25 protein-coding genes and 2 tRNA genes are annotated in these 22,187 nt (G+C 43.7%); 8 read left to right on the forward strand and 19 right to left on the reverse strand.

Annotation, left to right across the window (positions count from 1 at the left end; genetic code table 11):
• From ACHUFZ_RS01380 to ACHUFZ_RS01390, 3 genes are all read left to right on the forward strand, one after another.
• Positions 1-77: transfer RNA gene (locus ACHUFZ_RS01380), tRNA-Val, on the forward strand.
• Positions 78-123: 46 nt separating this feature from the next.
• A tRNA-Val gene (locus ACHUFZ_RS01385) sits at positions 124-200 on the forward strand.
• A 174-nt stretch (positions 201-374) separates the two neighbouring features.
• On the forward strand, positions 375-995 hold the full coding sequence (locus tag ACHUFZ_RS01390; RefSeq protein ID WP_394125540.1) for a hypothetical protein: 621 nt from the start codon (positions 375-377) through the stop codon (positions 993-995).
• Positions 996-1,032: 37 nt separating this feature from the next.
• Here ACHUFZ_RS01390 and ACHUFZ_RS01395 read toward each other — a convergent pair whose 3' ends face one another.
• Positions 1,033-1,320: a hypothetical protein gene (locus ACHUFZ_RS01395; RefSeq protein WP_394125541.1), complete on the reverse strand. Its 288-nt coding sequence runs from the start codon at positions 1,318-1,320 to the stop codon at positions 1,033-1,035.
• Positions 1,321-1,778: 458 nt separating this feature from the next.
• Between ACHUFZ_RS01395 and ACHUFZ_RS01400 the strand changes: the two genes are divergently transcribed.
• Positions 1,779-1,979, forward strand: a complete 201-nt coding sequence (locus ACHUFZ_RS01400) for a DUF2986 domain-containing protein (RefSeq protein ID WP_394125542.1) — start codon at positions 1,779-1,781, stop codon at positions 1,977-1,979.
• 64 nt (positions 1,980-2,043) lie between these two features.
• Here the strand turns inward: ACHUFZ_RS01400 and ACHUFZ_RS01405 are convergent, their stop codons facing one another.
• Entirely contained in the window at positions 2,044-2,241 is a 198-nt protein-coding gene (locus ACHUFZ_RS01405; protein WP_053441338.1) for a hypothetical protein, read from the reverse strand.
• A 69-nt stretch (positions 2,242-2,310) separates the two neighbouring features.
• On the opposite strand from ACHUFZ_RS01405, the gene ACHUFZ_RS01410 reads away from it, so the two are divergent.
• Positions 2,311-3,147, forward strand: coding sequence for an alpha/beta fold hydrolase (locus ACHUFZ_RS01410; protein ID WP_394125543.1), 837 nt, complete (start codon positions 2,311-2,313; stop codon positions 3,145-3,147).
• Positions 3,148-3,235: 88 nt separating this feature from the next.
• Here the strand turns inward: ACHUFZ_RS01410 and ACHUFZ_RS01415 are convergent, their stop codons facing one another.
• From ACHUFZ_RS01415 to nirB, 6 genes are all read right to left on the reverse strand, one after another.
• Complete coding sequence (locus tag ACHUFZ_RS01415) at positions 3,236-4,132, reverse strand: hypothetical protein (RefSeq protein ID WP_394125544.1); 897 nt, start codon at positions 4,130-4,132, stop codon at positions 3,236-3,238.
• Between the two features lie 151 nt (positions 4,133-4,283).
• The gene (locus ACHUFZ_RS01420; RefSeq protein WP_394125545.1) at positions 4,284-4,766 is read right to left on the reverse strand and encodes a LabA-like NYN domain-containing protein; all 483 of its coding nucleotides are present in this window, start codon (positions 4,764-4,766) and stop codon (positions 4,284-4,286) included.
• Positions 4,767-4,928: 162 nt separating this feature from the next.
• Positions 4,929-5,684, reverse strand: a complete 756-nt coding sequence (gene cobA, locus ACHUFZ_RS01425) for a uroporphyrinogen-III C-methyltransferase (RefSeq protein ID WP_394125546.1) — start codon at positions 5,682-5,684, stop codon at positions 4,929-4,931.
• 188 nt (positions 5,685-5,872) lie between these two features.
• Positions 5,873-6,721, reverse strand: a complete 849-nt coding sequence (locus ACHUFZ_RS01430) for a formate/nitrite transporter family protein (RefSeq protein ID WP_394125547.1) — start codon at positions 6,719-6,721, stop codon at positions 5,873-5,875.
• Between the two features lie 129 nt (positions 6,722-6,850).
• The gene (nirD, locus tag ACHUFZ_RS01435; RefSeq protein ID WP_126573806.1) at positions 6,851-7,174 is read right to left on the reverse strand and encodes a nitrite reductase small subunit NirD; all 324 of its coding nucleotides are present in this window, start codon (positions 7,172-7,174) and stop codon (positions 6,851-6,853) included.
• A gap of 14 nt (positions 7,175-7,188) precedes the next feature.
• The gene (gene nirB / locus ACHUFZ_RS01440; protein WP_394125548.1) at positions 7,189-9,747 is read right to left on the reverse strand and encodes a nitrite reductase large subunit NirB; all 2,559 of its coding nucleotides are present in this window, start codon (positions 9,745-9,747) and stop codon (positions 7,189-7,191) included.
• 386 nt (positions 9,748-10,133) lie between these two features.
• Here nirB and ACHUFZ_RS01445 point away from each other — a divergent pair, with 386 nt between their 5' ends.
• Together ACHUFZ_RS01445 and ACHUFZ_RS01450 are read left to right on the forward strand one after the other, a co-directional pair.
• Positions 10,134-10,625, forward strand: a complete 492-nt coding sequence (locus ACHUFZ_RS01445) for a VOC family protein (RefSeq protein WP_134834822.1) — start codon at positions 10,134-10,136, stop codon at positions 10,623-10,625.
• A 238-nt stretch (positions 10,626-10,863) separates the two neighbouring features.
• A complete protein-coding gene (locus tag ACHUFZ_RS01450; protein WP_394125549.1) occupies positions 10,864-11,901 on the forward strand; it encodes a GGDEF domain-containing protein in 1,038 nt (345 codons plus the stop codon).
• A 36-nt stretch (positions 11,902-11,937) separates the two neighbouring features.
• Here ACHUFZ_RS01450 and ACHUFZ_RS01455 read toward each other — a convergent pair whose 3' ends face one another.
• From ACHUFZ_RS01455 to ACHUFZ_RS01475, 5 genes are all read right to left on the reverse strand, one after another.
• The gene (locus ACHUFZ_RS01455; RefSeq protein ID WP_394125550.1) at positions 11,938-12,594 is read right to left on the reverse strand and encodes a DUF2726 domain-containing protein; all 657 of its coding nucleotides are present in this window, start codon (positions 12,592-12,594) and stop codon (positions 11,938-11,940) included.
• A gap of 72 nt (positions 12,595-12,666) precedes the next feature.
• Positions 12,667-13,479 (reverse strand): hypothetical protein, encoded by an 813-nt coding sequence (locus tag ACHUFZ_RS01460; RefSeq protein WP_394125551.1) that lies wholly within the window; start codon positions 13,477-13,479, stop codon positions 12,667-12,669.
• A 9-nt stretch (positions 13,480-13,488) separates the two neighbouring features.
• Positions 13,489-14,247: a substrate-binding periplasmic protein gene (locus ACHUFZ_RS01465; RefSeq protein WP_394125552.1), complete on the reverse strand. Its 759-nt coding sequence runs from the start codon at positions 14,245-14,247 to the stop codon at positions 13,489-13,491.
• 91 nt (positions 14,248-14,338) lie between these two features.
• Positions 14,339-15,022, reverse strand: a complete 684-nt coding sequence (locus tag ACHUFZ_RS01470; RefSeq protein ID WP_394125553.1) for a response regulator — start codon at positions 15,020-15,022, stop codon at positions 14,339-14,341.
• Positions 15,019-16,638, reverse strand: coding sequence for an ATP-binding protein (locus ACHUFZ_RS01475; protein WP_394125554.1), 1,620 nt, complete (start codon positions 16,636-16,638; stop codon positions 15,019-15,021). Before ACHUFZ_RS01475 ends, ACHUFZ_RS01470 begins: the two co-directional genes overlap by 4 nt.
• A gap of 346 nt (positions 16,639-16,984) precedes the next feature.
• On the opposite strand from ACHUFZ_RS01475, the gene ACHUFZ_RS01480 reads away from it, so the two are divergent.
• Positions 16,985-17,209: a hypothetical protein gene (locus tag ACHUFZ_RS01480; protein WP_394125555.1), complete on the forward strand. Its 225-nt coding sequence runs from the start codon at positions 16,985-16,987 to the stop codon at positions 17,207-17,209.
• 48 nt (positions 17,210-17,257) lie between these two features.
• Here the strand turns inward: ACHUFZ_RS01480 and ACHUFZ_RS01485 are convergent, their stop codons facing one another.
• The 6 genes from ACHUFZ_RS01485 to ACHUFZ_RS01510 are packed head-to-tail and all read right to left on the reverse strand — an operon-like array spanning position 17,258 to position 22,115.
• Positions 17,258-18,424, reverse strand: coding sequence for a tetratricopeptide repeat protein (locus ACHUFZ_RS01485; RefSeq protein WP_394125556.1), 1,167 nt, complete (start codon positions 18,422-18,424; stop codon positions 17,258-17,260).
• Complete coding sequence (locus ACHUFZ_RS01490) at positions 18,421-19,038, reverse strand: energy transducer TonB (RefSeq protein ID WP_394125557.1); 618 nt, start codon at positions 19,036-19,038, stop codon at positions 18,421-18,423. The genes ACHUFZ_RS01485 and ACHUFZ_RS01490 overlap by 4 nt, the downstream gene beginning before the upstream one ends.
• Positions 19,038-19,442, reverse strand: a complete 405-nt coding sequence (locus tag ACHUFZ_RS01495; RefSeq protein ID WP_394125558.1) for an ExbD/TolR family protein — start codon at positions 19,440-19,442, stop codon at positions 19,038-19,040. Before ACHUFZ_RS01495 ends, ACHUFZ_RS01490 begins: the two co-directional genes overlap by 1 nt.
• Positions 19,439-19,996, reverse strand: coding sequence for a MotA/TolQ/ExbB proton channel family protein (locus tag ACHUFZ_RS01500; protein ID WP_394125559.1), 558 nt, complete (start codon positions 19,994-19,996; stop codon positions 19,439-19,441). The genes ACHUFZ_RS01495 and ACHUFZ_RS01500 overlap by 4 nt, the downstream gene beginning before the upstream one ends.
• The gene (locus tag ACHUFZ_RS01505; protein WP_394125560.1) at positions 19,996-21,351 is read right to left on the reverse strand and encodes a MotA/TolQ/ExbB proton channel family protein; all 1,356 of its coding nucleotides are present in this window, start codon (positions 21,349-21,351) and stop codon (positions 19,996-19,998) included. Before ACHUFZ_RS01505 ends, ACHUFZ_RS01500 begins: the two co-directional genes overlap by 1 nt.
• A complete protein-coding gene (locus ACHUFZ_RS01510) occupies positions 21,351-22,115 on the reverse strand; it encodes a DUF3450 domain-containing protein (RefSeq protein ID WP_394125561.1) in 765 nt (254 codons plus the stop codon). Before ACHUFZ_RS01510 ends, ACHUFZ_RS01505 begins: the two co-directional genes overlap by 1 nt.
• Positions 22,116-22,187 lie beyond the last annotated feature (72 nt).

Raw genomic sequence — 22,187 nt, forward strand, 5'->3', positions numbered from 1 at the left:
GGGTCCGTAGCTCAGTTGGTTAGAGTACTACCTTGACATGGTAGGGGTCGGCGATTCGAGTTCGCCCGGACCCACCACTCCTTAAAGCCATACTAAAACCAAAGTATGCAGAACATTAAATTTGGGTCCGTAGCTCAGTTGGTTAGAGTACTACCTTGACATGGTAGGGGTCGGCGATTCGAGTTCGCCCGGACCCACCAAATTTAGTTCCTTGTGAACAAACGCAAAGCCCGCTTTTTAGCGGGCTTTGTTGTTTCTGGCGTATATGTTTTGTACTACTACATATCCTTACGCAGGCTTACAAAACTTCCATCGATTCCTCCCAACTATGTGTTTAAAGTTGCACTGTTTACAATCGATATAAGAAGTTCGCTATGTTCAAGAAATCTCTCTTTTTACTCCCTCTTCTCTCATTAGCGTCAGTTAAAGCCATTGCCGATAGCAATATCGTCTATGAAATGTCACACATTGGATTCGGCTACAAACACTCAAGCCTAGATGCTGGGGCGGCAGAGCCCTACTTAAACGGTCAATACAGTAACGATGTAGAAAAAACCTATGGCGGTTTGTATATAGACCTTGGGCTTAGCATGACCGAAACGCTGTTTCTGGAAGGAAACGCGAGTTTTGTGACACGCTTTAGCTCTGAGATTGATACGTGGCAAGCTGGCGGTGGATTCAATGTTCCTGTCTCACCTTTAGTCGCTCTACCTTTATCATGCGGCATCATCAACTATCGTGCAGACAGCGACTACTCACCTTCATACTCTGAAAACGCCATGTACTGCAAAGGCGGCGCAAGAGCACAGATTGCTAAACATTGGCTCATCGATGCTTCTTATCAACACGCTTTTCTCGACGTTGCTAAAGACACCTACCGTTTGAACAACGTATTCCAATTTGGTTCTGTGTTTGGCTTTACTGCTGGACTGGAATACGCAAAGAGAAAGAAAGCAGAAACAGCATTTACTGTTGGGTTACAGTTTACGCTTTAACATCCAGAGCAGTCACAACAAGCGATGGTAAGTTTACTTAAACACTGACGGTTCGAATAATTTTGCACGCCGTCAGTGGACGCGTCACTCTACGCTTAATGCTGAAGTCCTTACTGGTTAACACCACGTTAAACTGATTTGTTTCCAACAGCTCTACCACCTTTTCAATTGTCTCAGCATAGACCATATTAGCTTTGCTCATAGGGTTCTTGTTATCTCTTCGCTCTCGGTTAGATAACTCATATGCACCACGCTTATTTCTTACTAATGAAAAGGTCGTTATATTTCCGTATACGCTTCCTTCAGACACAATATCGATGATCATAGTCGCCCTTCAATTTATATCACCATAATAATTCATACAGGTTCTAACCCATTGCTCGTGACTATATTATATATTGACACTTATTGAATTTAACTCCGTATTTATACTAGATTTATTGACGTTTAAACCAAAGCTGTAGCCATTGAATTGCACCCAACTTCCCACTAAGAGCAGTGTCGTCAGGGCGCTGATAACGCAAAATATGTAGCTGTTTGATTATTGGATGATCCGCTACATTGGGTTCCGTTCCAACACGATATTGTCGGCTACTGGTGGGAAAACTATAAAGAGACAACATCTCACTCTCTCTCCTAACCAATCTCTGTTACGCATACAAAAACTCCGGCAAAATACCGGAGTTTTTTCGTTTAACGATCGAGTAACCATCAACGGATATTCGTGCTTTGTGCACTGTTTTTTGATAGGATCGGCGGCCAAATTTAGCACCGAGCAATACCATGAACCGCAAAAAGAAGATCAATAGCATCTTAAAAGCTAAGCAAAAAAAGATGAACGCTAAGCTTCATAAAAGCAATAAGCCTCGCTACATTTCTAAAGCAGAGCGAGCAAAGCTTGAAGCAGAAGAGGCAAACGAAAAAAATGAAGAGTCTCAAACTGCTCAAGAGTCTGTGGTGAGCAAGCAAGAAAGCCTAGACTAACTGCCAGTTTCGAAAAAGCCAGTCAAGTTACCCTGACTGGCTTTTTTAATTCTTGTACTTTGAATTAGAGTTGTCGTTGGTCGTACTGACCTTCAAAATTGACCAATTTAATCTCTAACTGAGCACCAAAATAGCGTAACGCTAACTTTGGATCTTGGTTGTCAGATATCTTCTTACCCAGCGTTTCCAACAACTCCGCCATAAAATCTTTTACGGGTTGATCAGCTTCTGCCAAGTGTTGTTCAAGTGTGTGATTATTCATGATTTCATAGCCATAACGTTATCAATCAATCGTTTATAGTTTACTCCTTATTCAACCAGAGGCATTACTATGGAAACTATAAAAACGATCTTAAATGGCAATCACTACCGCTATTCTTTTCATCACTGTGAAGGTTCTGATCAGTTCGCTATTTTTTTATTGGGTGCGTTACAGGACATTGAAAGTGTCCATAGCTTCTCTACCCATTTTGCGAATAAATTGAACTGTATAACTATTGAAGTTCCTGGAACCGGTCATACAGAAAACCTTGAATCGACAGTAAGTATTCGTTCTCAAGCGATTATGTTGCGCGATTTTATTGAATATTTAGGTGTAAGAAATGCCCATATTATTGGCTTCTCTTATGCTACTGCTGTCGCCGTCGAGTTATGTGACATTTGGCCGCATATTCTGTCAATGTCCATCTGTGGTGGAGTACCTGGTATCCCCTCTTCAGGACGTCTAGCAACCAAGAAAATGATTGCAGCAGCTATGGACAACCCAAATAGCTTTGCCAAGTCATTTACCGAGTCGCTTACAGTTAACAACAGCGATATTCCACGAAACAAAGCCATCATTAAAGCAACGGTTCGTAACATCACCAATATGTCACAACAACGCATCGACGTGTTTTTTGAAAACTCAGTCAGATTGTTGGTTCATACACCATCGAACATCGCCAACATCTCAGTACCTTGTACTGTCTGTGTTGGCGAGTTTGATCCTTATGTCACTAAGGAAACGGCTCAAGCTTTTGCAAGTCAGCTTAAAAATGGACGTCTTGTAGTGATAAAAAATGCCGACCATTTAGTGCATTTACAGTATCCCGATAAGGTAGCCGCCATCATGCTAGCTCAAGCCAATGCAGCGATGACGCTTAACGAAACCCTGTTAGCGCTAACCTAAATAAACGATTAATATTGTTATTTTTTAGTGAGATATAATCAACTCAAGGCTATGTGTATATTGAGTTGATTATTTCCACTCAATGAATTTAGATCACATTTTTTATGTAGATCTTTGATAGTGTGGTCAGTATTTCTACTGCTCGCTTCTTACATTCGCCATTGAGGTTACGTAACGCTTCAACAATCAGTCCATCTCTAAGATGCTGGATTTGACGTAGTTGGTGGAATTGAGGGAACAAGCGCATTTCACTGGTAAAGTTTACATGGGAGTTAAGCTCAAAACCCAGCTTAACCCTGAAACCAATGGCCACTGAAAAGTCTCTTACTTTGTTGACGTCTTCCAGTTGAAGGTATTGATATTCTGAAAGTCCCAATACACGCGCGATAACATCAATTGGGATCTGATGTTCTAAGCGGAAACGCTTTACGGTAATCGCGACTGAACGGTAGTAATCAATCGCAAAAGCATTGATATCGAGTACGGGAGGAGGAAGTAGTTCATTGTAAACAATATCAGGATCGATCTGTGACTCAATTTCAGCACGAAACGCAAGGAAGTGAGCTTTGCCCTCTTCACTCATCATGTTGCTTACAAGGTCTAAGTAGAGTTCAAACTGCTCGCTAGGGAGTCGGCCAATACAATACAAAGCCTCTATCGCCTTGTCATCCATTCCTCGATAGTGCTCTTTCATTTTGAGCGCGAAGTAGAAGCTGGTCATAGGTACCATCATTACCCATGACATTGCAGCCACCATATGGATTGGCCTAATCGAGTGATAGCTTTGCTGCATGTAACGTTTTAAAGTTGAACCATTGATCCCCGTCGTACGCTGTTCCAAATCATGAAACGACATACCTTGAGCTCGTCGCACAAATGACATTGATACAGCCATATCTGTATCAATAGTTTTTAGTAACGTATCCAACGTTTCGATTGTTTGTTCTGAAACACGGATTTGGACCTGATCAGCACGATTTAACATACAGCAAAACCTAACTAAAACAACGAATAAGCTATCTTCCCTAACGAGGGAACTCTACCATAGCCAGTGCAGTTTTCGAACAGTTAGTAGAGCTAAATATCTAACGGTTTGAAACAAGTAAGCATTTTGAACGAAATTATTTACGATAATGTCAGTTTCGCGTGATGAGTAGGTTGTCGTCGATTGGGATAAAATTGTTCGCAGCATCAATAAGGGACTGAGCTGTCAGGCCAGGAACACCGTACACATCCACTTTGGTATTAAATCGTTGCTGTATACGATCGACTAAGACTTCAAAGTCGCCATCTCCTGATAATAAGATAACGCGATCGACATTCGCTGCCGCTTCGTAAACGTCTAACGCAATGCCGACGTCCCAATCCCCTTTCGCACTGCCATCCATACGTTGGATAAACGGCTTTAGCTTCACATTAAATCCGATGCCACGAAGAATATGATGGAACTGACGCTGCTTTGGATCGTGTGAAGCAATAGCATAAGCGTTAGCTTCTACGACGTTTTTTCCCTCAGTTGCGACATACCAGAATTGGTTGTAATCAAAATTGCTTCGGTATTTTTCTCGCGTGGTGTAGTAGATGTTTTGTACATCAACAAATATCGCAACAGTTTCCATTTTTAGCCTACTTCATCATATTGAGCGCTGACTTTATCAAAACCGAGCCAACATTACAGCTTCGTTTTTCATAAACCACCGCGCAGTGACGCCGTCACGTAAATTCTTGAAAGGTATGAATACTAGATAAAAAAACAGCGGCTTTTGCCGCTGTCATTTTGATTAATTAAACCACTTCAACTTGTCGTGTAACGAAGTCACACTCCCGACCACAATGAGAGCTGGGCTGACCGCCTCTTTGGCCATACTCGACAACTCAGTTAAATTGCCCGTAAATACGCGTTGCTCTCGGCGAGTACCGTTTTCGATAATGGCACATGACATGTTTGCATCAATTCCATTTTCAAGTAGCTTGGTCGCAATGTACTCGCACTGCTTAAGACCCATATAAAAAACCAGTGTATTGTTTGATTGTGCTAAAGAGTGCCACTCAATTTCTCGGCCATCTTTTTGCACATGCCCAGTAATAAACTGAACGCTCTGCGCATGATCACGGTGGGTCAATGGAATCCCTGCATAGGCAGTTGCGCCTGCCGCTGCGGTAATCCCTGGTACCACTTCAAATCTAACGCCGTGCTGCGCTAACTCTTCCAGCTCTTCTCCACCGCGGCCAAAAATGAACGAGTCCCCACCTTTTAAGCGAACCACACGTTTGCCTTCTTTGGCTTTTTCGACCAATAGCTGATTGATCTGGTCTTGCGGGACACAGTGGTAATCAAGTCTTTTACCGACGTAAATCATTTCTGCTGACTCATCCGCTAAAGCTAAGATTTCTGGCGAAACCAGTCGGTCATACACAACGACTTCTGCTTGCTGGATTACACGGTAGCCTTTCACTGTCAATAAATCTGGATCACCGGGCCCTGCGCCCACTAGAGATACAAAGCCGTAGTTTGAAGATGGATGAACAGTTGTCATATCAACGCCTATCGAAAAATTTAGATATAAAAAGAGGCTCTATCTTAAAAACTCTGTTTATAGCCAAATCACTATTTTATTAATGCCAGCCCCTTTCACGATGAAAGAACGTAGTCGGAAATCTCTATATTTAATATCGTAGAGAGTCCCGACTTATTCACTATCAAAATCTGGCAGTGAAACTTAACTTATTTCGCCAATGCTGGTTTCGCTTCTACAGCGTCTTCATCAGATAGAGAAGGTGCTGTTTTCGCGTGTGTTAGGTATAGCGGGATACAAGTCATGATTAGACCGCCAACAATGTTACCAAGGATTGTTGGGATTAGGTTGAAGTTCAACCAAGTCGCGATACCAAAATCAGCACCTAGGATCATGCCAAGTGGGAATAGGAACATGTTTACCACTGTGTGCTCAAATACTAGTGCGAAGAAGATGAAGATTGGGAACCACATCATGGCTACACGGCCAGCGACTGTACGTGCTGTCATGTTACCAATCACGCCAAGACAAACCATTAAGTTACAGAAGATACCGCGCACAAAACAGGTAATCCATCCGTCCATACCCATGTTTTCAAAACCTAGGCTACGTGCTGTAGAAACAGCAATGAACTTCTTAGCAACTGCGTTTAGCTCTAGAGAGAAGTTACCTGTTAGTGATATTGCTACTAGGTAAGCAACAATCAAAGAACCGATAAGGTTACCAAGACCAACAAGGCCCCAACAACGGAAGATGCGGTTCCAAGTAATACCTGGGCGACCTTCAAATTTTGCTAGTGGAGCAAGACCAAATACACCTGTTACTAGGTCATAACCCATTACAGAAAGAATCACAAAACCCACAGGGAAGACAAGTGCACCCACAATGCCCATACCTGTCTGTACGATTGTCGTAATCGCGACGACTACCGCTAGAGATAAGATGATACCTGCCATGGTGCCACGCAAAAGCAAGTCACGAGAACTTGTCTTTGTCTTAGCTTCGCCAACGTTAATCATTGTTTGTACGAATTCAGCGGGTTTAAAGTCTGTAGACATGAATGTGTCCTTATTCAAAAAATTGAAGGTTAAAAAGTTAAAATTGAATAGTGAAAGGCTCGTGATTTCTTTGTTTGTTCGCCAAGCAATGACGAGCCTTTAAGCTATTAAATCTCAGTTAACGGATTATTAAGCCGCGATTTCTACCGCACCTTTGGTCACTCGCGCTTTATAAGCTTTCACGTTGAACTGTTCATTTTCCATACACGCCCCTGTTTTCAGGTTAAAGCGTTGCTTCTTAAGCGGGCTTGCCACCCAAAGCTGCTCATCGTGCTCAACAATCAGACCACGAGATAGCACGTTAGATTGGAAGAAAGGGTCCATGTTATTAATTGCAAACACTTCTTCTGTCGCACGTGGGCGGAAAATCGCTACTTGCTCACCGTCTACCAAAGCCACTACACCTGTGCCAGGGATGATGTCTTCAATGTTACAAACTTTTGTAAATGCCATAATTTGTTCTCCCCTTACACGACTTCTACGTGAAGGATATCGCCCTTCGCTTCTGGGTGTTTCTCAGTAAATGTCGCTGGACGGTGTTGCTCACGTCCGTCAGTAACAAACATGACATTGTCATCACGCTCGTCAGAGTTAACGAAGTGCGCAAAACGCTTAAGCTGAGTTTCGTCGTTGATAGTGTCAGTCCACTCGCAGCGGTATTCTTCGACTAGCTTCGCAACGTCTGCTTCTAGCTGTTCATTGATGCCAAGTTTGTCTTCAATAATCACTTCACGTAGGTAGTCGATGCCACCTTCAAGGTTTTCAAACCATACAGAAGTACGTTGTAGTGGCGCTGCTGTACGGATGTAGAACATCATGAAACGGTCGATGTATTTCAGTAGCGTCTCTTGGTCTAGGTCACCTGCAAGTAGGTCAGCGTGACGAGGCTTCATACCGCCGTTACCACACACGTACATGTTCCAGCCCGCGTCTGTCGCGATGATACCAAGGTCTTTACCCTGCGCTTCTGCACACTCACGAGTACAGCCTGACACACCAAACTTCATCTTATGAGGAGTACGAATACCTTTGTAGCGGTTCTCGATCATAACGCCTAAGCCAACAGAGTCTTGAACACCGTAACGACACCAAGTAGAACCCACACATGTTTTCGCCATACGTAGTGCTTTCGCGTACGCTTGACCCGTTTCGTAACCTGCTGCAATCAGCTTCTTCCAAATTGCTGGAAGATCGTCTTTTTGAGCACCAAATAGGCCGATACGCTGAGCGCCAGTGATCTTAGTGTAAAGGTTGTATTCAGCAGCAACTTCAGCAAGAACTGATAGAGCCTGAGGCGTTACTTCACCACCCGCCATACGAGGGATAACTGAGTAAGTGCCATCTTTTTGCATGTTACCTAGGAAGTTATCGTTGGTATCGTGCAGTTTAACCAGTGACGGTTTAAGGATGTGATCACCCCAGCATGAAGCAAGAATAGAACCCGCTAGAGGCTTACATACTTCACAGCCGTAACCAGTACCATGCTTCTCTAATAACTCTTCATACGATTTGATTTCACCGATGCGTACAAGGTGGAAAAGCTCTTGACGAGAATAAGCAAAGTGCTCACATACGTCGTTCTTCACTTCTACACCCGCTTTTTCAAGCTCAGAGTTTAGAACTGAAGTGACAAGTGGAATACAACCACCACAGCCAGTACCTGCACCTGTCACAGCCTTGATATCACCAATCGTGTGGTGACCTTGTGCAACCGCTTCTGCGATTTTGCCTTTAGTCACATCAAAACATGAACAGATAACCGCAGACTCAGGTAAAGAGTCAGCGCCAAGTGTTGGTTTTTCGCCACCAGCGTGCGCAGGTAAGATAAGCGCATCTGGGTGTTCTGGTAAGTCGATTTCATTCAGCATGAGCTGTAGAAGATCACCATAGTCAGACGTATCACCGACCATTACTGCACCAAGAAGCTTCTTGTTATCTTCAGAAACGATTAGACGTTTGTAAACTTCTTGCTCTTCGTTTTGGTAAACGTAGCTCTTACAGCCAGGAGTACGACCGTTAGCGTCACCAATTGAACCTACTTTTACGCCAAGAAGCTTAAGCTTGGCTGACATGTCAGCGCCTTCAAACTTACTGTCGTTACCAACGATGTGGTCCACTGCCACTGTTGCCATTTTGTAACCCGGCGCTACTAGGCCGTAGAAAGTTTCATCCCACGAAGCACACTCACCGATAGCGTAAATGTTTTCATCTGAAGTCTGGCAGAAATCGTTGATTGCGATACCGCCACGTGGCGCTACGTCCAACTTCATGTCACGAGCAAGCTTGTCTTGAGGTCGAATACCCGCAGAGAAGACGATAAAGTCAGTTTCTAACTCTGTACCATCAGCAAAACGCATAACGTTACGCGCATCTTTACCTTCAGGAGCAATTTCTAGGGTGTTTTTACTAGTATGAACTTTTACGCCCATGCTCTCGATTTTTTGACGAAGCTGATTACCACCCGCTTGGTCTAACTGCTCAGCCATTAGCTTTGGTGCAAACTCAATCACGTGCGTTTGAACGCCCAACGCTTTCAATGCACCAGCCGCTTCTAGGCCAAGAAGACCACCACCAATTACAACACCCACTTTGCTCTTTTTAGCACAAGCTTCAATTGCTTTTAGATCTTCAATCGTACGGTAGACAAAACAGTCTTTGCTCTCACGACCTTTGATTGGTGGAACGAATGGGAAAGAACCCGTTGCCATGATCAATTTGTCATATTTGATTTCGCGACCAGAGCTTGAGTAAACGATGTGTTTGTCACGGTTAACGTTAATTGCACGCTCACCGATTAGCATGTTGATGCCGTGTTTCTCGTAGAAGCCTTCTTTAACTAAAGAAAGTTCATCAGCAGTGTGATGAGAAAAGTAAGAGGAAAGGTGGACTCGGTCATAAGCGACACGAGGTTCTTCACAGAAAACAGTGATCTCATATTGAGAAGCGTCCGTCTTCTCAACTAGGTCTTCAATGTAACGGTGACCTACCATACCGTTACCGATAACAACCAGCTTCAACTTGCTCATAGTACTTCCTAAGGGTTAGGTTTTTTATCTGAGCCAATTGTTAATTATGAAAGAAAATTAATAAATGATGTAAATCAATTACAGAATTAAACTACCCTAAAGGGGTATGAACATAAAATAACCACCCTATTCCTGTAACTTGATTACACCCATGATTAAATTAATCTTCTTTTACGACACAATTCAAATTCTTTATACATAGTTTGTCATGTTTGGCCTCATTTCAATCATGAACCGGTATTTGACCTAGCATGAGATCTTCTTTTAATAACACAAAATTATCATTATAAGAACTATTGATAATTTTTGTTAAATAACAACCCAGCATACACTGCTACCCATCGAATTGAGCAATATTCAAAAAATCAGATTTTGAGGAACAAGTTATGAAAATGAATCACGTTGGTATCATGGTCGGCGATATGGACAAAGCGGTAGAGTTTTACACTAAAGCTTTAGGCCTTCGTATTGTAATGAACAACACCAAAGTCGTAGAAGAGCGTGAAACAGCAATCGGCCGCATGTGTATCGCGGTATTCGGTGAAGGCTTTAAAGGCTTTAACATCGCTCACCTTGTTACTTCAGATGGTATCGGTGTTGAACTGTTTGAGATGAAGGAGCGCCAAGAACGTCATGAAGTGGACTTTTCTCGCTTAGGTATCTTCCATTTCTGTCTCCAAGTATCAAAAGAGCAATTTGAAACTGCGATTAAACGTGTTGAAGAGTTCGGCGGCAAGGTCCGTATGGATATCATGCGTTACCACCCAGAAGACGAACTAAAACAAGCGCAAATGGTTTATCTAGAAGACCCGTTTGGTAACTTGTTTGAATTCTACTCGCACTCTTATGAAGATACCTACGCTTCTGATTACGAGTAACGCTCTACTGGAGTTGGTCTTGTACCAACTCCTTCTTACCCTCAATTCAAATAAGGATAAATATGCAGCAATAGTACGTAAACGTTCTCGTACAGATCAGCAAACCTCTATTCTCATTTATGTACATTACAGGTACCAATAATGTGATCTTGGTACATATATCTTCTTGATTCTATAACTAAACATAATACTATAGTCTGATATTCACACTAAGGCATATGGTTGCAAAGGTCACGTCATGGAGCTAGACATATTCAACCCTACTCGGCAACTGCGCAGAACGGTGTTGTTTTGGCTGAGTATCGCATTGGCGTTTTTGGCCTTAGTCATCGCATATCTAAACACATTCCATGGCGGGTACTACTTGCTCGCAGCGACACAAGTTGCTTCTTGTCTATTCTCTTTATACGTCACATATACCAGTTACAAAGGTGACACCTCACTTGCCATAGCCAATAGTTTTGTCTATATCCTCATTGGCGTCGTTGCTCTTGCGACGTTTATTCACCCTATAGAGCATGGCAGCTTTATTTGGAGTCTATTATTCCCAGTATTGTTCTACCTAATATTGGGGCGTCGATATGGCTTTATTTCTTCTGGTGTGGGCTTCACGATTGTAGCGATGCTGGTTATGCATAAAACCTACAATGACGGCACGCTTAACTTTGCTGAGTTATCCGTTAATTTCTCACTCGCTTACTTTTGTATTTGGCTTGCTTCCCATATCTTGGAAGTAAAGCGAAAAACATCCGAGACCTCATTGGGGCAACTGGCCTCTCGTGACGCATTAACCGGGGTTTATAACAGGCATGCCCTGATACATAACTTTGAGCGTTACCGCAGTGAAAGCGCCAAGGTTCCTCTGTCTCTGCTGATTTTGGATTTAGATTACTTTAAGACAGTCAACGATAAACACGGTCACGACGCTGGTGATAGAGTTTTGGTACAAACAGCAGCACTTATTGATAGCTTTTGCGATGAACACTTGGTGTATCGAATTGGTGGTGAAGAGTTTTGCATTGCCTTACATAACACCGAAGTAAAGCACGCCATGCTGAAGGCTGAGAAAATCCGGATAGGAATCGAGCAATACACCTTCAATGATAGTGAGAATCCTATCAAGCTCACTGCAAGCATTGGTATCTATCAATGTGATCATTATAAGTGCTTAGAAGACGTGTTGCGTGAAGCAGATAAAGAACTCTATAAAGCGAAGAGTAACGGTCGAAATCAAGTCATGGTGTGTAATCAAAACGAATGTTCAATGTGCGTTTAGTGCTCACATTTCCCCTGTCATAGTAAAAGAGGGCTCTTAGCCCTCTTCCTCAAATACAACATTATAATTTTCTGTGTAGGTGCAGTGTGGTTGGCGACTACATGTAAAGAAACGGCGACCTTTATGCTCTCCCTGACTCGCTACTTTAATCGTCATTGGGCTGCCACAGCGTTTACAAAAACGCACCTCTTTGTCGGATTCAATCAAATCGATATGTGCCGCAAGTAACCTACGTAGTCGGCTCACTTGATAGCTGTGCTTAATGTTGGTGCCAATTAAAGGGATACCTGCTGACTTACAGACATGAATAAGCAGCTTTTGACGATCGACCTTGCCTTTACTCAGTTCTTTACCATTGTCGAGTTCGATAGCCACTCGTACTTCTAATGTTCTTGGATCGCAAACAACATAATCAAAGTAGCTTTTAGCAATGCGGTTGTTGGCAATAAACCATTGCTTCTTATCCGTTGCTAGCGGTGTAAGTACGCTGGTCAAGTTGACCTTAGTCATTACAACGCCATGCTGGCCAACCGCCGCCGTGAGTGCATTGTAGAACGCTGATTCCTGACCATTGAGTAACGGTCCTTTCTTTTTATAGCTACTATCTTTCAGCTCATCTTGTTTCAAGTAGCGCTTTTGCACGACGACAAAGAACACCACTAAAATCACTACGACAATAAAAACACTTTCCATCTATGTAAAATCAACCCTTTAGCAAGCTCATATACTGATTATTAGAGTTTATACGCGAAGAGCAACATAATGTTAGTGTTTTTGAGATTCTAGATTCGGTAACGTCAATTTTATTACAACACGCTCAGTGGGATTTAGGGTTTTGTAACTGGCTCCCCAATACTTCTCGACGAGTTGATCGATAAGCCCATCCTGCTTAGCTTGTTTTAGAGCGGACTCTATTTCCGTTTTATATTGAGCCATACTCGGAGACAGGTAGAACTTAAAGTCTTTTTCATAAACCAGTAGCAGACGCTTTTCAATCGCCAAGTGACGATTCATCGCCGCTTCCGCACCTATCTCATTAATCCCTCTGGGAAAATAATTAACATCGCCATCGACACTGAGCTTGTCGTACAAACTTCTCCACTCACCATCTTCGAGGTATACGCTCAGCTGATTATTGTTCCACACATCGACATCGAACCAATTCACGCCCATACCAGCAACCAATTTAGAGTCCCTTAGTTCGTCGATGGTCTCAATAGCATCAAACTTCGGTTGTAAATCTGGCGGGATCAGCAACACCCTTTTACCAATTAATCCATTGGTCAAAGGGACATCAACGGACACATAGCGGCCATCTCGTTCCGGCGTGCTTAATAACCAAGTCATACTTAACTTGTCGCCTTGTACCATCTTAATGACGCGTTTTTGCGGAATATGCTCACTGGGTATTTCAATGCGTACCTTGTAACCTTCTCTGGTCAATGCTTCATACAACAACTCATGATAAAACTCATGCCCACCGTCAATTTGCGAGGCCAAAGTTAACCTTAATGATTCCTTTGCGAAACATTGCATCGATAGAAACAAAGCAACAGCCGCGTATATCCATAATTTCATACACATGCCTTAACGGTATTTGTTGAGAATTTGCTGATAAATACTTGGTCCACTTTCAGGCGTACGCTTCAAATCATTCAGAGCATTCTGAAAGTGAAGTATCAAAGTCCTGTCGACTTCTAAGTTGAAGGCAAAATAGAGCTCACCTTCGCGAAGAACATAAACAACTTCATATTCTTCGGTATCGTAACCCCCTTTTTTAATCCACCATTTGGCGACATTTTCCTCGTAGGCCCATAAATCGATACGCTCTTTAGTCAGTTGATCAGCCAGTGTATCCGGCACAGAGCTCTCTACCATTGAATCCCGAGGAACGCCGAGCTCTAGCAATAATTGTTCGCCAACATCATCTCGAATGACGCCAATGCGATACTGTGCCAGTGCCATCACATGATTAATCGCTATATTCCTTGAGCGTTTTGCTAGCACGACAATCCGAGTCGGGCTGATAGGTCCTGCCCACTGAAAGATATGCTCACGCAACGGCGTTCGAGTCGTTGAAAACAAGACTGTATTAGGCTTAATCAGGGTCGTTCGGTAGGCTCTAGGCCACGGCTGCAACTGAATTTGAGGAAGAGTAATTGGACTTTGCGATTGCTTCCCCACCGCTTGCAGCACATCGACCGCAATGCCTTGGAGAACACCGTCTTGCTCAAAGTTATAAGGCGGATATTGCTCTGTCAGATAGGTAAGCTCATTTATTTGCGCACTGCGCACTGGGCTTACCATGATGAAAAAACTAAATATGATGTAGATAACGAGTCGCATAAACGACCTCTATGAAATCTCTTATGATCCTATTTATAATGTAGAGGTCGTTTGCATTTACGTCTAGAAACTAGCACTAAAGCATTAGGTTCTAATGGGCTTTTTTATATGTTCGCTCTGGCCTACCGACCGTACCGTAATTAAGATCGGCTTCGAGTTCTCCCGTACTGATTAAGTACTCAAGATAACGACGTGCTGTTGTACGGCTCGCGCCAATTAGCTCACCAGCTTCATCCGCTGTCATCAACACCGACTCATCAAATAACGCTTTGATCTTATCTAAAGTTACCGCATCAATTCCTTTTGGCAGTCTGTTCTTTGAGGTTTCGTTGATCGTTGAAGCCTGAAGCATTTTATCAACGATGTTTTGGTCCAAACCGTCGGCATGAGTGAGTTGCTGCTTCTGTAGCACATATTTTTTCAATGCTGCTTCTAAGCGAGGGAATACGACTGGTTTTAATAGATAATCAACCACGCCACCTCGCATAGCCTGTTGTAAGGTTTCTACATCTCTAGCCGCTGTGATTAAAATAACATCGCAGCACAGATGCTCGGTACGAAGATCATGGAGGATTTCAATGCCTGTACCATCGGGTAAATACACATCTAAAAGCAATAAGTCTGGGGCGAGCACCTCAAGCTGAAGTTTTGCTTCTAACTTAGTCGTAGCGATGCCGATAACTTCATAGCCACCCACTTGTTCTAGATAACGCTGATGCAGCTGAGCAATGGCGAGATCGTCCTCAATTATCATCACTCGAGTCACGGTACTCATCTTAGCTCTTCCTTAGGTAGGTATACTGTCATCCTTGCCCCATGTTCCTTGTTATTTACCATTTCTAACTCGCCATGATAACGAATCGCGAGTTCATTAATTAAATATAGCCCGACACCTCTTGTGTCAGAATCTTTACTCGATACTCCTCGTCTTACCAGAGATTCAACACTCATATCATCTGGTAACCCACAACCTTGGTCTATCACTTCCAGGATCACTTCATTGCCAAAATCACTGATTGAGACTTCTATGGTTCGGCGATGAGGCGCTAGTAATGGCTCTTTGGTCAAAGCATCACGTGTTGCATCGAACGCGTTGTCGATCAGGTTGCCTAAAATTGTCACCAAATCTTCTGGGTTAATGCGACTTGGTAAAGGTTCTAATCGTGCACCCTCTTCCACAACCAAACTTAGACCAAGTTCACGCGCGCGCTCGGTTTTACCTAGCAGCATGCCCGCAATAAGTGGCTCTTTGATCGTTTCGCGTAGAAACTCTATTAGCGCTTGATAGTGCGCCGTTTCCTGACCAATCAAATATTGCACCGCTTCGAGTTCACCCATTTGCACCATACCGCTAATAGTATTGAGCTTATTTCGATGCTCATGGGTTTGTGAACGCAGCATCTCGGCATACTCTTTGGTTTTCGCCAACTGCTCAGTCAGTTCAGTGAGATCATCTCTAAGTCGGAAACTCGATACCGCACCGACAACTTTGCCTTCCACAATGATCGGACTTCGGTTAGCAATAAGACGCTTCTTGTTCAAATAGAGGTTGATGTCATGGTCAGTCCGAGCGGTTTGTAGCACTGATTGTAAATCGCTATCAGGCAGTATTTCGCTCAGGGGTTTATCAATACAATTGGCTTTGACTAAACCCAAAATCTGGCAAGCACTCTTGTTAATTGAACGAAGCTTGCCTTTATCATCAATTGTGATAATCCCTTCTTTGAGGGTTTCTAAGGTTACGTCGAGCTCAACATATAAACGACCAATCTCTTCTGGTTCAAACCCTAAGATTGCGCGTTGAAATTTCCTTGAAGCATAACTAGAGACGAGGGCATTAGCAGCAACCACCAGCAAAGCCATCGCAATTAAGTAAGCTAAAAACGGTTCGATTCTATCCTGGAGACGATCAATCAAGTAACCCACTGAGACCACACCAATGATCTCACCTTGTTCATTGAATACTGCCGACTTTCCTCGGACAGAATAGCCTAAAGAACCCTTCGCAATAGAGATATAGGCCTCGCCGTTGACTAATGCACGGTCGTTGTCACCGCCTTTCATCGGCTTACCGATACGCTCATCGAGTGGGTGAACAAGTCGGATGCCTTCATGATCACCAATCACGATGAATGCCGCACCGATCAGTGTTGTCAGGTTACGATAGCGCTGTTGGCTCTCGCCTGTGACGCCATGCTCAATCATCTCGATAACATAAGGAGACTTGGCAAGAAAGGAAGCAACGCCAAGCGCTTTATGACCCATTTCATCTTCTTGGGCATATTTGATATAGACGAATCCAGCTGCGACTAATAGCAAAAGCTCTATTAGGCCAGACAGTGTCATGATAATCAGCATTCGTTTACGAAAGCTGATACGACTCCATTTCATAACAACTCCTTGATAGGCCAACAAGATAACATCTGGCTAACACTTCTATGAATTATCATGGTTCAAACTGTGATGATGACAAAAATAAATCATTCTCAGTATCAATATTCGATTCCTTGCGTCTCAACGTGTGCATCAATTTAGATTGATAGAGAAAAATCGATATAAAACCAGTGGAATAGTTGATTTAGATCACATGAATTTTAGGTTATTTTTTGCGCGATCCTGTCATTTGTTTTGTATAATTATTAAGCGCATTAAGCAGATCGTTTTACGGAAAAACTGGCATTAGCATTTACACAATAATGACTATATAAGTGCTCGCCAATATTGAAAGGGAAAGGCGATGAAACGGGACGTATTTGGCATTTGCTTATCTAAGTCTATGCTATCCAACAATTTATCTAGCACATTTACACACGTCAGGGCTTACCAAAAACAGGCTGAAAGTGAAGAAGTTACTGTACTGCACGCTTTTCCTCAAATGTCGGGGCAAGAGCTACTTACCAGCATGAAGTCTTCGCAAAAGCTTTTATGGCGGGCTGAATATATATGCTGTGAGTTAAAGTAACGACAGCGGTAAAACAAAGAGGGAAGCTAAATGCTTCCCTCTTTTTCGTTAACCTGTTACTGCCTGAGCCTGACGAAGCTGCGTCAGATAAGTAATCCAACTCTCTGCTTGGCTGGAAGGCTCTGCACTGTTGGCTTTTTTCGCCTCAATCAGCGCCTGCTCTAACTGATTTAACTTATAAAACGCTCGCGTTTTTGCCAAAGCGACATCGGCCTCTTTCCCTTTAACTTTATCCAGTATACGCAAGGACTCTTTATAGTAACCTTGCTGGACCATAAGTTGAGCGACATTCCAGTGGTACTTAGCATTCATTTGCGCTGCAAGTTTCCAGACGCTGATCGCTTTGTCCCACTCTTTTGCCACTTGCCAGTATGACGCCTGTTCAGATAACAACTTCTCATCCGTGGTTGCGTTATCGAGTTGACCAATTTGAACCGCTGCTCGCTCTGGTATCCCACGTTTCGCGTATAACTGCGCCAGTAAGTGGAGATCTTTTTGACTGAGCTCTAGCCCATTTAGTTTGGCCAAAGATAGCGTATCAAGTGCTGCCTTGCTGTTACCTACCCTCAGTTGCAGCCCGACGAGCTGGCGCCACCAGTTTAATTTCTCTGGTTGTAAAACGATCAGTTGCTCTAAGGTAGGAATTGCCTGTTTCCATTGCTCTAATTGCAATTGAGAGCCTAGCTTTAATGACAAGGGCTGCAAGCGTTCTTTAGGGCTGGTTTTAAGGTAACTGTTCGCTGCGGGAATCACCTTACTCCATTGCTCAATTTGGTAATGCGATTGAGCGATCCGCAGCCACAAATCATCCGATTTTTGTGTCTCGGGTACTGACTTTATCAAGGCATAATAGTGACCAAGTGCAGACTTAAACTGCTGATCGTTTAAGTAAAGATCCGCCAGCATTCGCTCGGTTACCCACGCCTGCTCATCTTGCAATAGACCGCTCGATACCGCGATTTTTAACTGGTTGATGGCAGGTTTTATTTGACCTTCTTGCCAATAAAACACCCCCAGCATCCGAGCTACAAATACGCTATCGTATTTACGGTTTGTCTCTATCTCTTTCAATGAAGCGATAGCCTGTTTCACTTTGTCATCCTGCGCAAGCTCATGAGCCTTCTGTACCCGGACCGCAGTATACTGACTCAGCTCTTGTCCCATCGACGAAACAGAAACAAGTAAGCAGGATAATGTGATTAGTCTTTTCATCATTGGGCTAACTTAAACTCCAATTTTACCGTTTGGCCAACTTGAGCGATTGCCCCACCATCAATGACTTTCGGTTGATATTTCCACTTTTTGAGCGCCCGAATCGCTTCTCGCTCAAACATGCGTTTTGGTTTTGCTTCAACCACTTCAATACTAGTAGGCTTGCCCGTTGGGTCGATAGTAAAACTCATAATCACATAGCCTTCCGCGCCGCGTTTTAATGCCTTAGCAGGATAGCGAGGCTCGACACGATACAGTGGCATTGCTTGTTGATTGACACCGAAGTCACCAAATGTTGGTGCACTGATGGCCAAACCATCGATTGCTGTATTTAGCCCAAGAGATGGCTGAGAAATTGGTGACACTTCTGTCAGCCTAGTTTCAGTCTGTGACGTGGGCATTTGTTCTGGCACTTCAGGCGCTTTTGGCTGCTCTGGCACTGTGCGCTGTCGCCTTTGAACATCTTGCTCATTTTCAACCATCACCATATTAAAACTCAGTGACTCTGATGGTTGAGGCGCTCGCTGATGACCACCATCCACCATCCAAGCCATGAAGCTGAATATCGATATTGCACAAATTACGGCTAGTGGCAGAACTATTAGCAATCGCTTCACTAGATCTTCTCCGCAGCTAGAGCAATATTTTTCACCCCTGCCCCCTTCGCCGCATCCATAACTTTAACCACGGTTCCACTATAAGCATGCTCATCAGCTTGAATGACTAATGATGCATCTGGCCTATCTAATAGCAAATGCTCTAAGGTTGCCTGAACGCGCTCGACATCCACCATTCGCTTATCAATGTAGATATCGTTCGCGGATGTCACCGCGACAAAGATACCAGCCTCTTTTTGGCTGACGACATTAGACGCAGTAGGTCGATTCACTTCAACACCCGACTCTCGAACAAATGAGCTGGTAACAATGAAGAAGATCAGCATGATAAAGACGATATCAAGCATTGAAGTCAGGTCAATTTGCGCTTCTTCTTGTTTTGATTGGCGTCGACCGAGTCTCATCGTTGACTCCTTAATGATTTTTCTAATTTAATTTCTTGTCTGTGACAAACTTTGACCAAACGCGCATGGAAAAACATACCTGTTAACGCTGCAACCATGCCGGCCATTGTAGGCAGCGTCGCCAAAGAGATTCCTGATGCCATTAGTTTTGGATTACTACTACCTTGACTGGCCATCACATCAAATACGGAAATCATTCCAGTGACTGTACCGAGTAGACCCAGCATAGGACAAATCGCAACCAATACCTTAATAATGTTGAGGTTTTGAGTTAACGACAAATGGGCTTGAGATAGCCAACCTTCTCTGATCGAGCGAGCGTGCCATGAATGGTGATCTGGGCGGCTAAGCCATGCCTCCACCCACTGCTTGCGCTGCTTAGGAAACTGAACCCATAGATAAACAACCCGCTCAAGGATTAACACCCAGCAGATACAAACAACCAGTAGTAGCCACCAAAGCACCTGCCCACCCTGCTGCATAAAAGCTTGAAGAGACAGCACCCAAGGCATGGACGCTATCACTTCGGGAAGCAGTGTGAATATTGCTTCCATTACGCCGCATTCCCTAGAGTTGTCACTTTAGCATCCATCTCTTTTTCAGCTTGTTCGGCAACCAGTCCAATACCCTGTTTTTCAAGGATATGGCGAATCGATTCTGCTTGAGAGCTCAGAATGTTATGAGCTAAAAGAAGCGGCATCGCGGCAATAAGACCAAGAACGGTTGTTACCAAGGCCATAGAAATACCACCTGCCATCACTTTAGGGTCGCCATTACCAAACTGAGTGATCACTTGGAAAGTTTCAATCATACCCGTGACGGTACCTAGTAGACCTAACATTGGCGCAAGAGCGGCGAGAAGTTTGAGCATTGATAAGCCTTTCTCAAGACCCGTTTGCTCATCAACCACGGCCTCGAGTAATCTTAACTCTAATGCCTCAACACTTTGTTTCTTCTCTTTGCTGTATACAGCTAACACGCGACCAAGTGGGTTGTCCCCTGGCTGGGTTGGAGTTTTCAGTTGACGACGTATCTTTTGACGAGCGATAGATAAGCTCACACCGCGCACAACCGCGATGATGAGGCCAATCAGCAATAATACGAGGATAATTTTGCCGACAACGCCACCCGCTTGGAGTCTGTCCATTAGTGTTGGTGATAGAGCCAATTGCTCAAGCATCACACCGCGTGAAGGATCAACAACTAGATTTTGAATTGAGCCGGAACGTAACTCATCAAGTCCCGTTACTACTGGACCTTGATCAGGCTGCTTTTGATAAGCCGTTGCAGCCTGCTTCGCACCGTTCCAGTTCAAGTAGCCCTGCTCACCAATTAATCCAAATGAGCCAAGTCTTGCCACCGATTCTGTGCGTTGCTTTCCTTCTCCATCAACCAGTTGGATTTGTGTCTGAGCTAATTCACCAGACGCTTTAATTTGCTCTTCAAGTGCTTTCCATAAACCGGTTAGTTGAGGCATAGATGGCAGCTTAGTCGCCGCGACGATCTCTTCGACGACCTGCGTGTGAGTTTGGTCGCCAGCACCTGTCACGGAATATTTAAGTTCTGACTCTAGCTCTTTAGCATTTTGACGTACAACACCAAACACTTCACCTAGGCTACCCGTTTCTAGTCGAAGGCTCTCTTCAAGTCGGGCAAGCTCATCTTCATTGGTGCTAAATTGTGCCGCTAACTTATCATTGGCCTCTTGAAGCGCTTGGCGCTGGTTCACCAACTCTGCTTTAAGTGTTGCTAGCTGCTTTTCCGTCTGCTTAAAACCGGACTCGCGTACTAGGTTATGCTGTGCCTGAGCTTTTGAGTCAGCTTGAGCATTCACCGTCATTTCACTAGCAGAAAGATTAAAGGATGTCGCCGCCAGTACGATAAGTGAGGCAATAAATGTGCATTTCATTATTTCGCCTCCGCAACAGTGAGTGAAACAGGTAAGGTAATAAGACTAGGCGCAGCCTGTTTAGCCGCAATACTGAATGCTTTGTCGAGCTCAGACTTCATTGATGGGTCAACACTCACCCACTGGTTTTGTGCTTTGTCCCAAGACCAAAATGTTGAACCATTTAAACTGCGTGCAACTAAAGACAGGCGGCCCAAATACAAGATATCCGTTTCTAGCGTTTCACCAGCAACCTCAATTTGACCTTGGTATAAACCGAGTTTGGTGCCGTAATCCAACTCGATCTGGTAGGCTTCAAGAATACGGCGATATTTTTCTGCATCACTGATGTCGGCACGAACCATCATCTTGTCTAGCTTTGCAATTCGCTCTTGACGTTGAGTGAGTCTAATTGGCGCATCTTCAGCAACAATTGCCTTCAGCCCATCAATCATTTGATACATCAGCGGCACAACACCCTGACGTGTTTGTTTGATCTCTTCAATCTGACCACGGAAACTTGTCATCTCTTGCTCTTGGCTCGTTACCAATGCAGATAAGTGGTTCTTATATACTTCAAGATTCTGCACTTCTTCTTGAAGCTGTTCGATTTCTGCTTTGAGAGCGAGTGAAGTTTCAGCGCTACTATCGATACGTTGCTGACTTGAGGCAGAAGCCGAATTGGTTTTACTTTGAATGCTTTGCGCAGCATCGAGGTTTGAGGCCAATACTCCTGAAGAGGATGCAGCAACAAGTAATGCTAGGCTGGATTTGATTATATTCATAACAGATATCATTAATTAACTAAATACAAGTGAGAACCAATCTCATTGTCAGTCGAACAATATAAGCTGATT

Source organism: Vibrio hepatarius, assembly GCF_043642085.1.
In the GTDB taxonomy this organism is placed as follows: domain Bacteria; phylum Pseudomonadota; class Gammaproteobacteria; order Enterobacterales; family Vibrionaceae; genus Vibrio; species Vibrio hepatarius_C.

Excerpts from the sequence above, each read along its gene's own strand:
- ACHUFZ_RS01390 (WP_394125540.1), top strand. The coding sequence starts at position 375 with ATGTTCAAGAAATCTCTCTTTTTACTCCCTCTTCTCTCATTAGCGTCA.
- ACHUFZ_RS01395 (WP_394125541.1), bottom strand. The coding sequence starts at position 1,320 with ATGATCATCGATATTGTGTCTGAAGGAAGCGTATACGGAAATATAACG.
- ACHUFZ_RS01400 (WP_394125542.1), top strand. The coding sequence starts at position 1,779 with ATGAACCGCAAAAAGAAGATCAATAGCATCTTAAAAGCTAAGCAAAAA.
- ACHUFZ_RS01405 (WP_053441338.1), bottom strand. The coding sequence starts at position 2,241 with ATGAATAATCACACACTTGAACAACACTTGGCAGAAGCTGATCAACCC.
- ACHUFZ_RS01410 (WP_394125543.1), top strand. The coding sequence starts at position 2,311 with ATGGAAACTATAAAAACGATCTTAAATGGCAATCACTACCGCTATTCT.
- ACHUFZ_RS01415 (WP_394125544.1), bottom strand. The coding sequence starts at position 4,132 with ATGTTAAATCGTGCTGATCAGGTCCAAATCCGTGTTTCAGAACAAACA.
- ACHUFZ_RS01420 (WP_394125545.1), bottom strand. The coding sequence starts at position 4,766 with ATGGAAACTGTTGCGATATTTGTTGATGTACAAAACATCTACTACACC.
- cobA (WP_394125546.1), bottom strand. The coding sequence starts at position 5,684 with ATGACAACTGTTCATCCATCTTCAAACTACGGCTTTGTATCTCTAGTG.
- ACHUFZ_RS01430 (WP_394125547.1), bottom strand. The coding sequence starts at position 6,721 with ATGTCTACAGACTTTAAACCCGCTGAATTCGTACAAACAATGATTAAC.
- nirD (WP_126573806.1), bottom strand. The coding sequence starts at position 7,174 with ATGGCATTTACAAAAGTTTGTAACATTGAAGACATCATCCCTGGCACA.
- nirB (WP_394125548.1), bottom strand. The coding sequence starts at position 9,747 with ATGAGCAAGTTGAAGCTGGTTGTTATCGGTAACGGTATGGTAGGTCAC.
- ACHUFZ_RS01445 (WP_134834822.1), top strand. The coding sequence starts at position 10,134 with ATGAAAATGAATCACGTTGGTATCATGGTCGGCGATATGGACAAAGCG.
- ACHUFZ_RS01450 (WP_394125549.1), top strand. The coding sequence starts at position 10,864 with ATGGAGCTAGACATATTCAACCCTACTCGGCAACTGCGCAGAACGGTG.
- ACHUFZ_RS01455 (WP_394125550.1), bottom strand. The coding sequence starts at position 12,594 with ATGGAAAGTGTTTTTATTGTCGTAGTGATTTTAGTGGTGTTCTTTGTC.
- ACHUFZ_RS01460 (WP_394125551.1), bottom strand. The coding sequence starts at position 13,479 with ATGAAATTATGGATATACGCGGCTGTTGCTTTGTTTCTATCGATGCAA.
- ACHUFZ_RS01465 (WP_394125552.1), bottom strand. The coding sequence starts at position 14,247 with ATGCGACTCGTTATCTACATCATATTTAGTTTTTTCATCATGGTAAGC.
- ACHUFZ_RS01470 (WP_394125553.1), bottom strand. The coding sequence starts at position 15,022 with ATGAGTACCGTGACTCGAGTGATGATAATTGAGGACGATCTCGCCATT.
- ACHUFZ_RS01475 (WP_394125554.1), bottom strand. The coding sequence starts at position 16,638 with ATGAAATGGAGTCGTATCAGCTTTCGTAAACGAATGCTGATTATCATG.
- ACHUFZ_RS01480 (WP_394125555.1), top strand. The coding sequence starts at position 16,985 with ATGAAACGGGACGTATTTGGCATTTGCTTATCTAAGTCTATGCTATCC.
- ACHUFZ_RS01485 (WP_394125556.1), bottom strand. The coding sequence starts at position 18,424 with ATGATGAAAAGACTAATCACATTATCCTGCTTACTTGTTTCTGTTTCG.
- ACHUFZ_RS01495 (WP_394125558.1), bottom strand. The coding sequence starts at position 19,442 with ATGAGACTCGGTCGACGCCAATCAAAACAAGAAGAAGCGCAAATTGAC.
- ACHUFZ_RS01500 (WP_394125559.1), bottom strand. The coding sequence starts at position 19,996 with ATGGAAGCAATATTCACACTGCTTCCCGAAGTGATAGCGTCCATGCCT.
- ACHUFZ_RS01505 (WP_394125560.1), bottom strand. The coding sequence starts at position 21,351 with ATGAAATGCACATTTATTGCCTCACTTATCGTACTGGCGGCGACATCC.
- ACHUFZ_RS01510 (WP_394125561.1), bottom strand. The coding sequence starts at position 22,115 with ATGAATATAATCAAATCCAGCCTAGCATTACTTGTTGCTGCATCCTCT.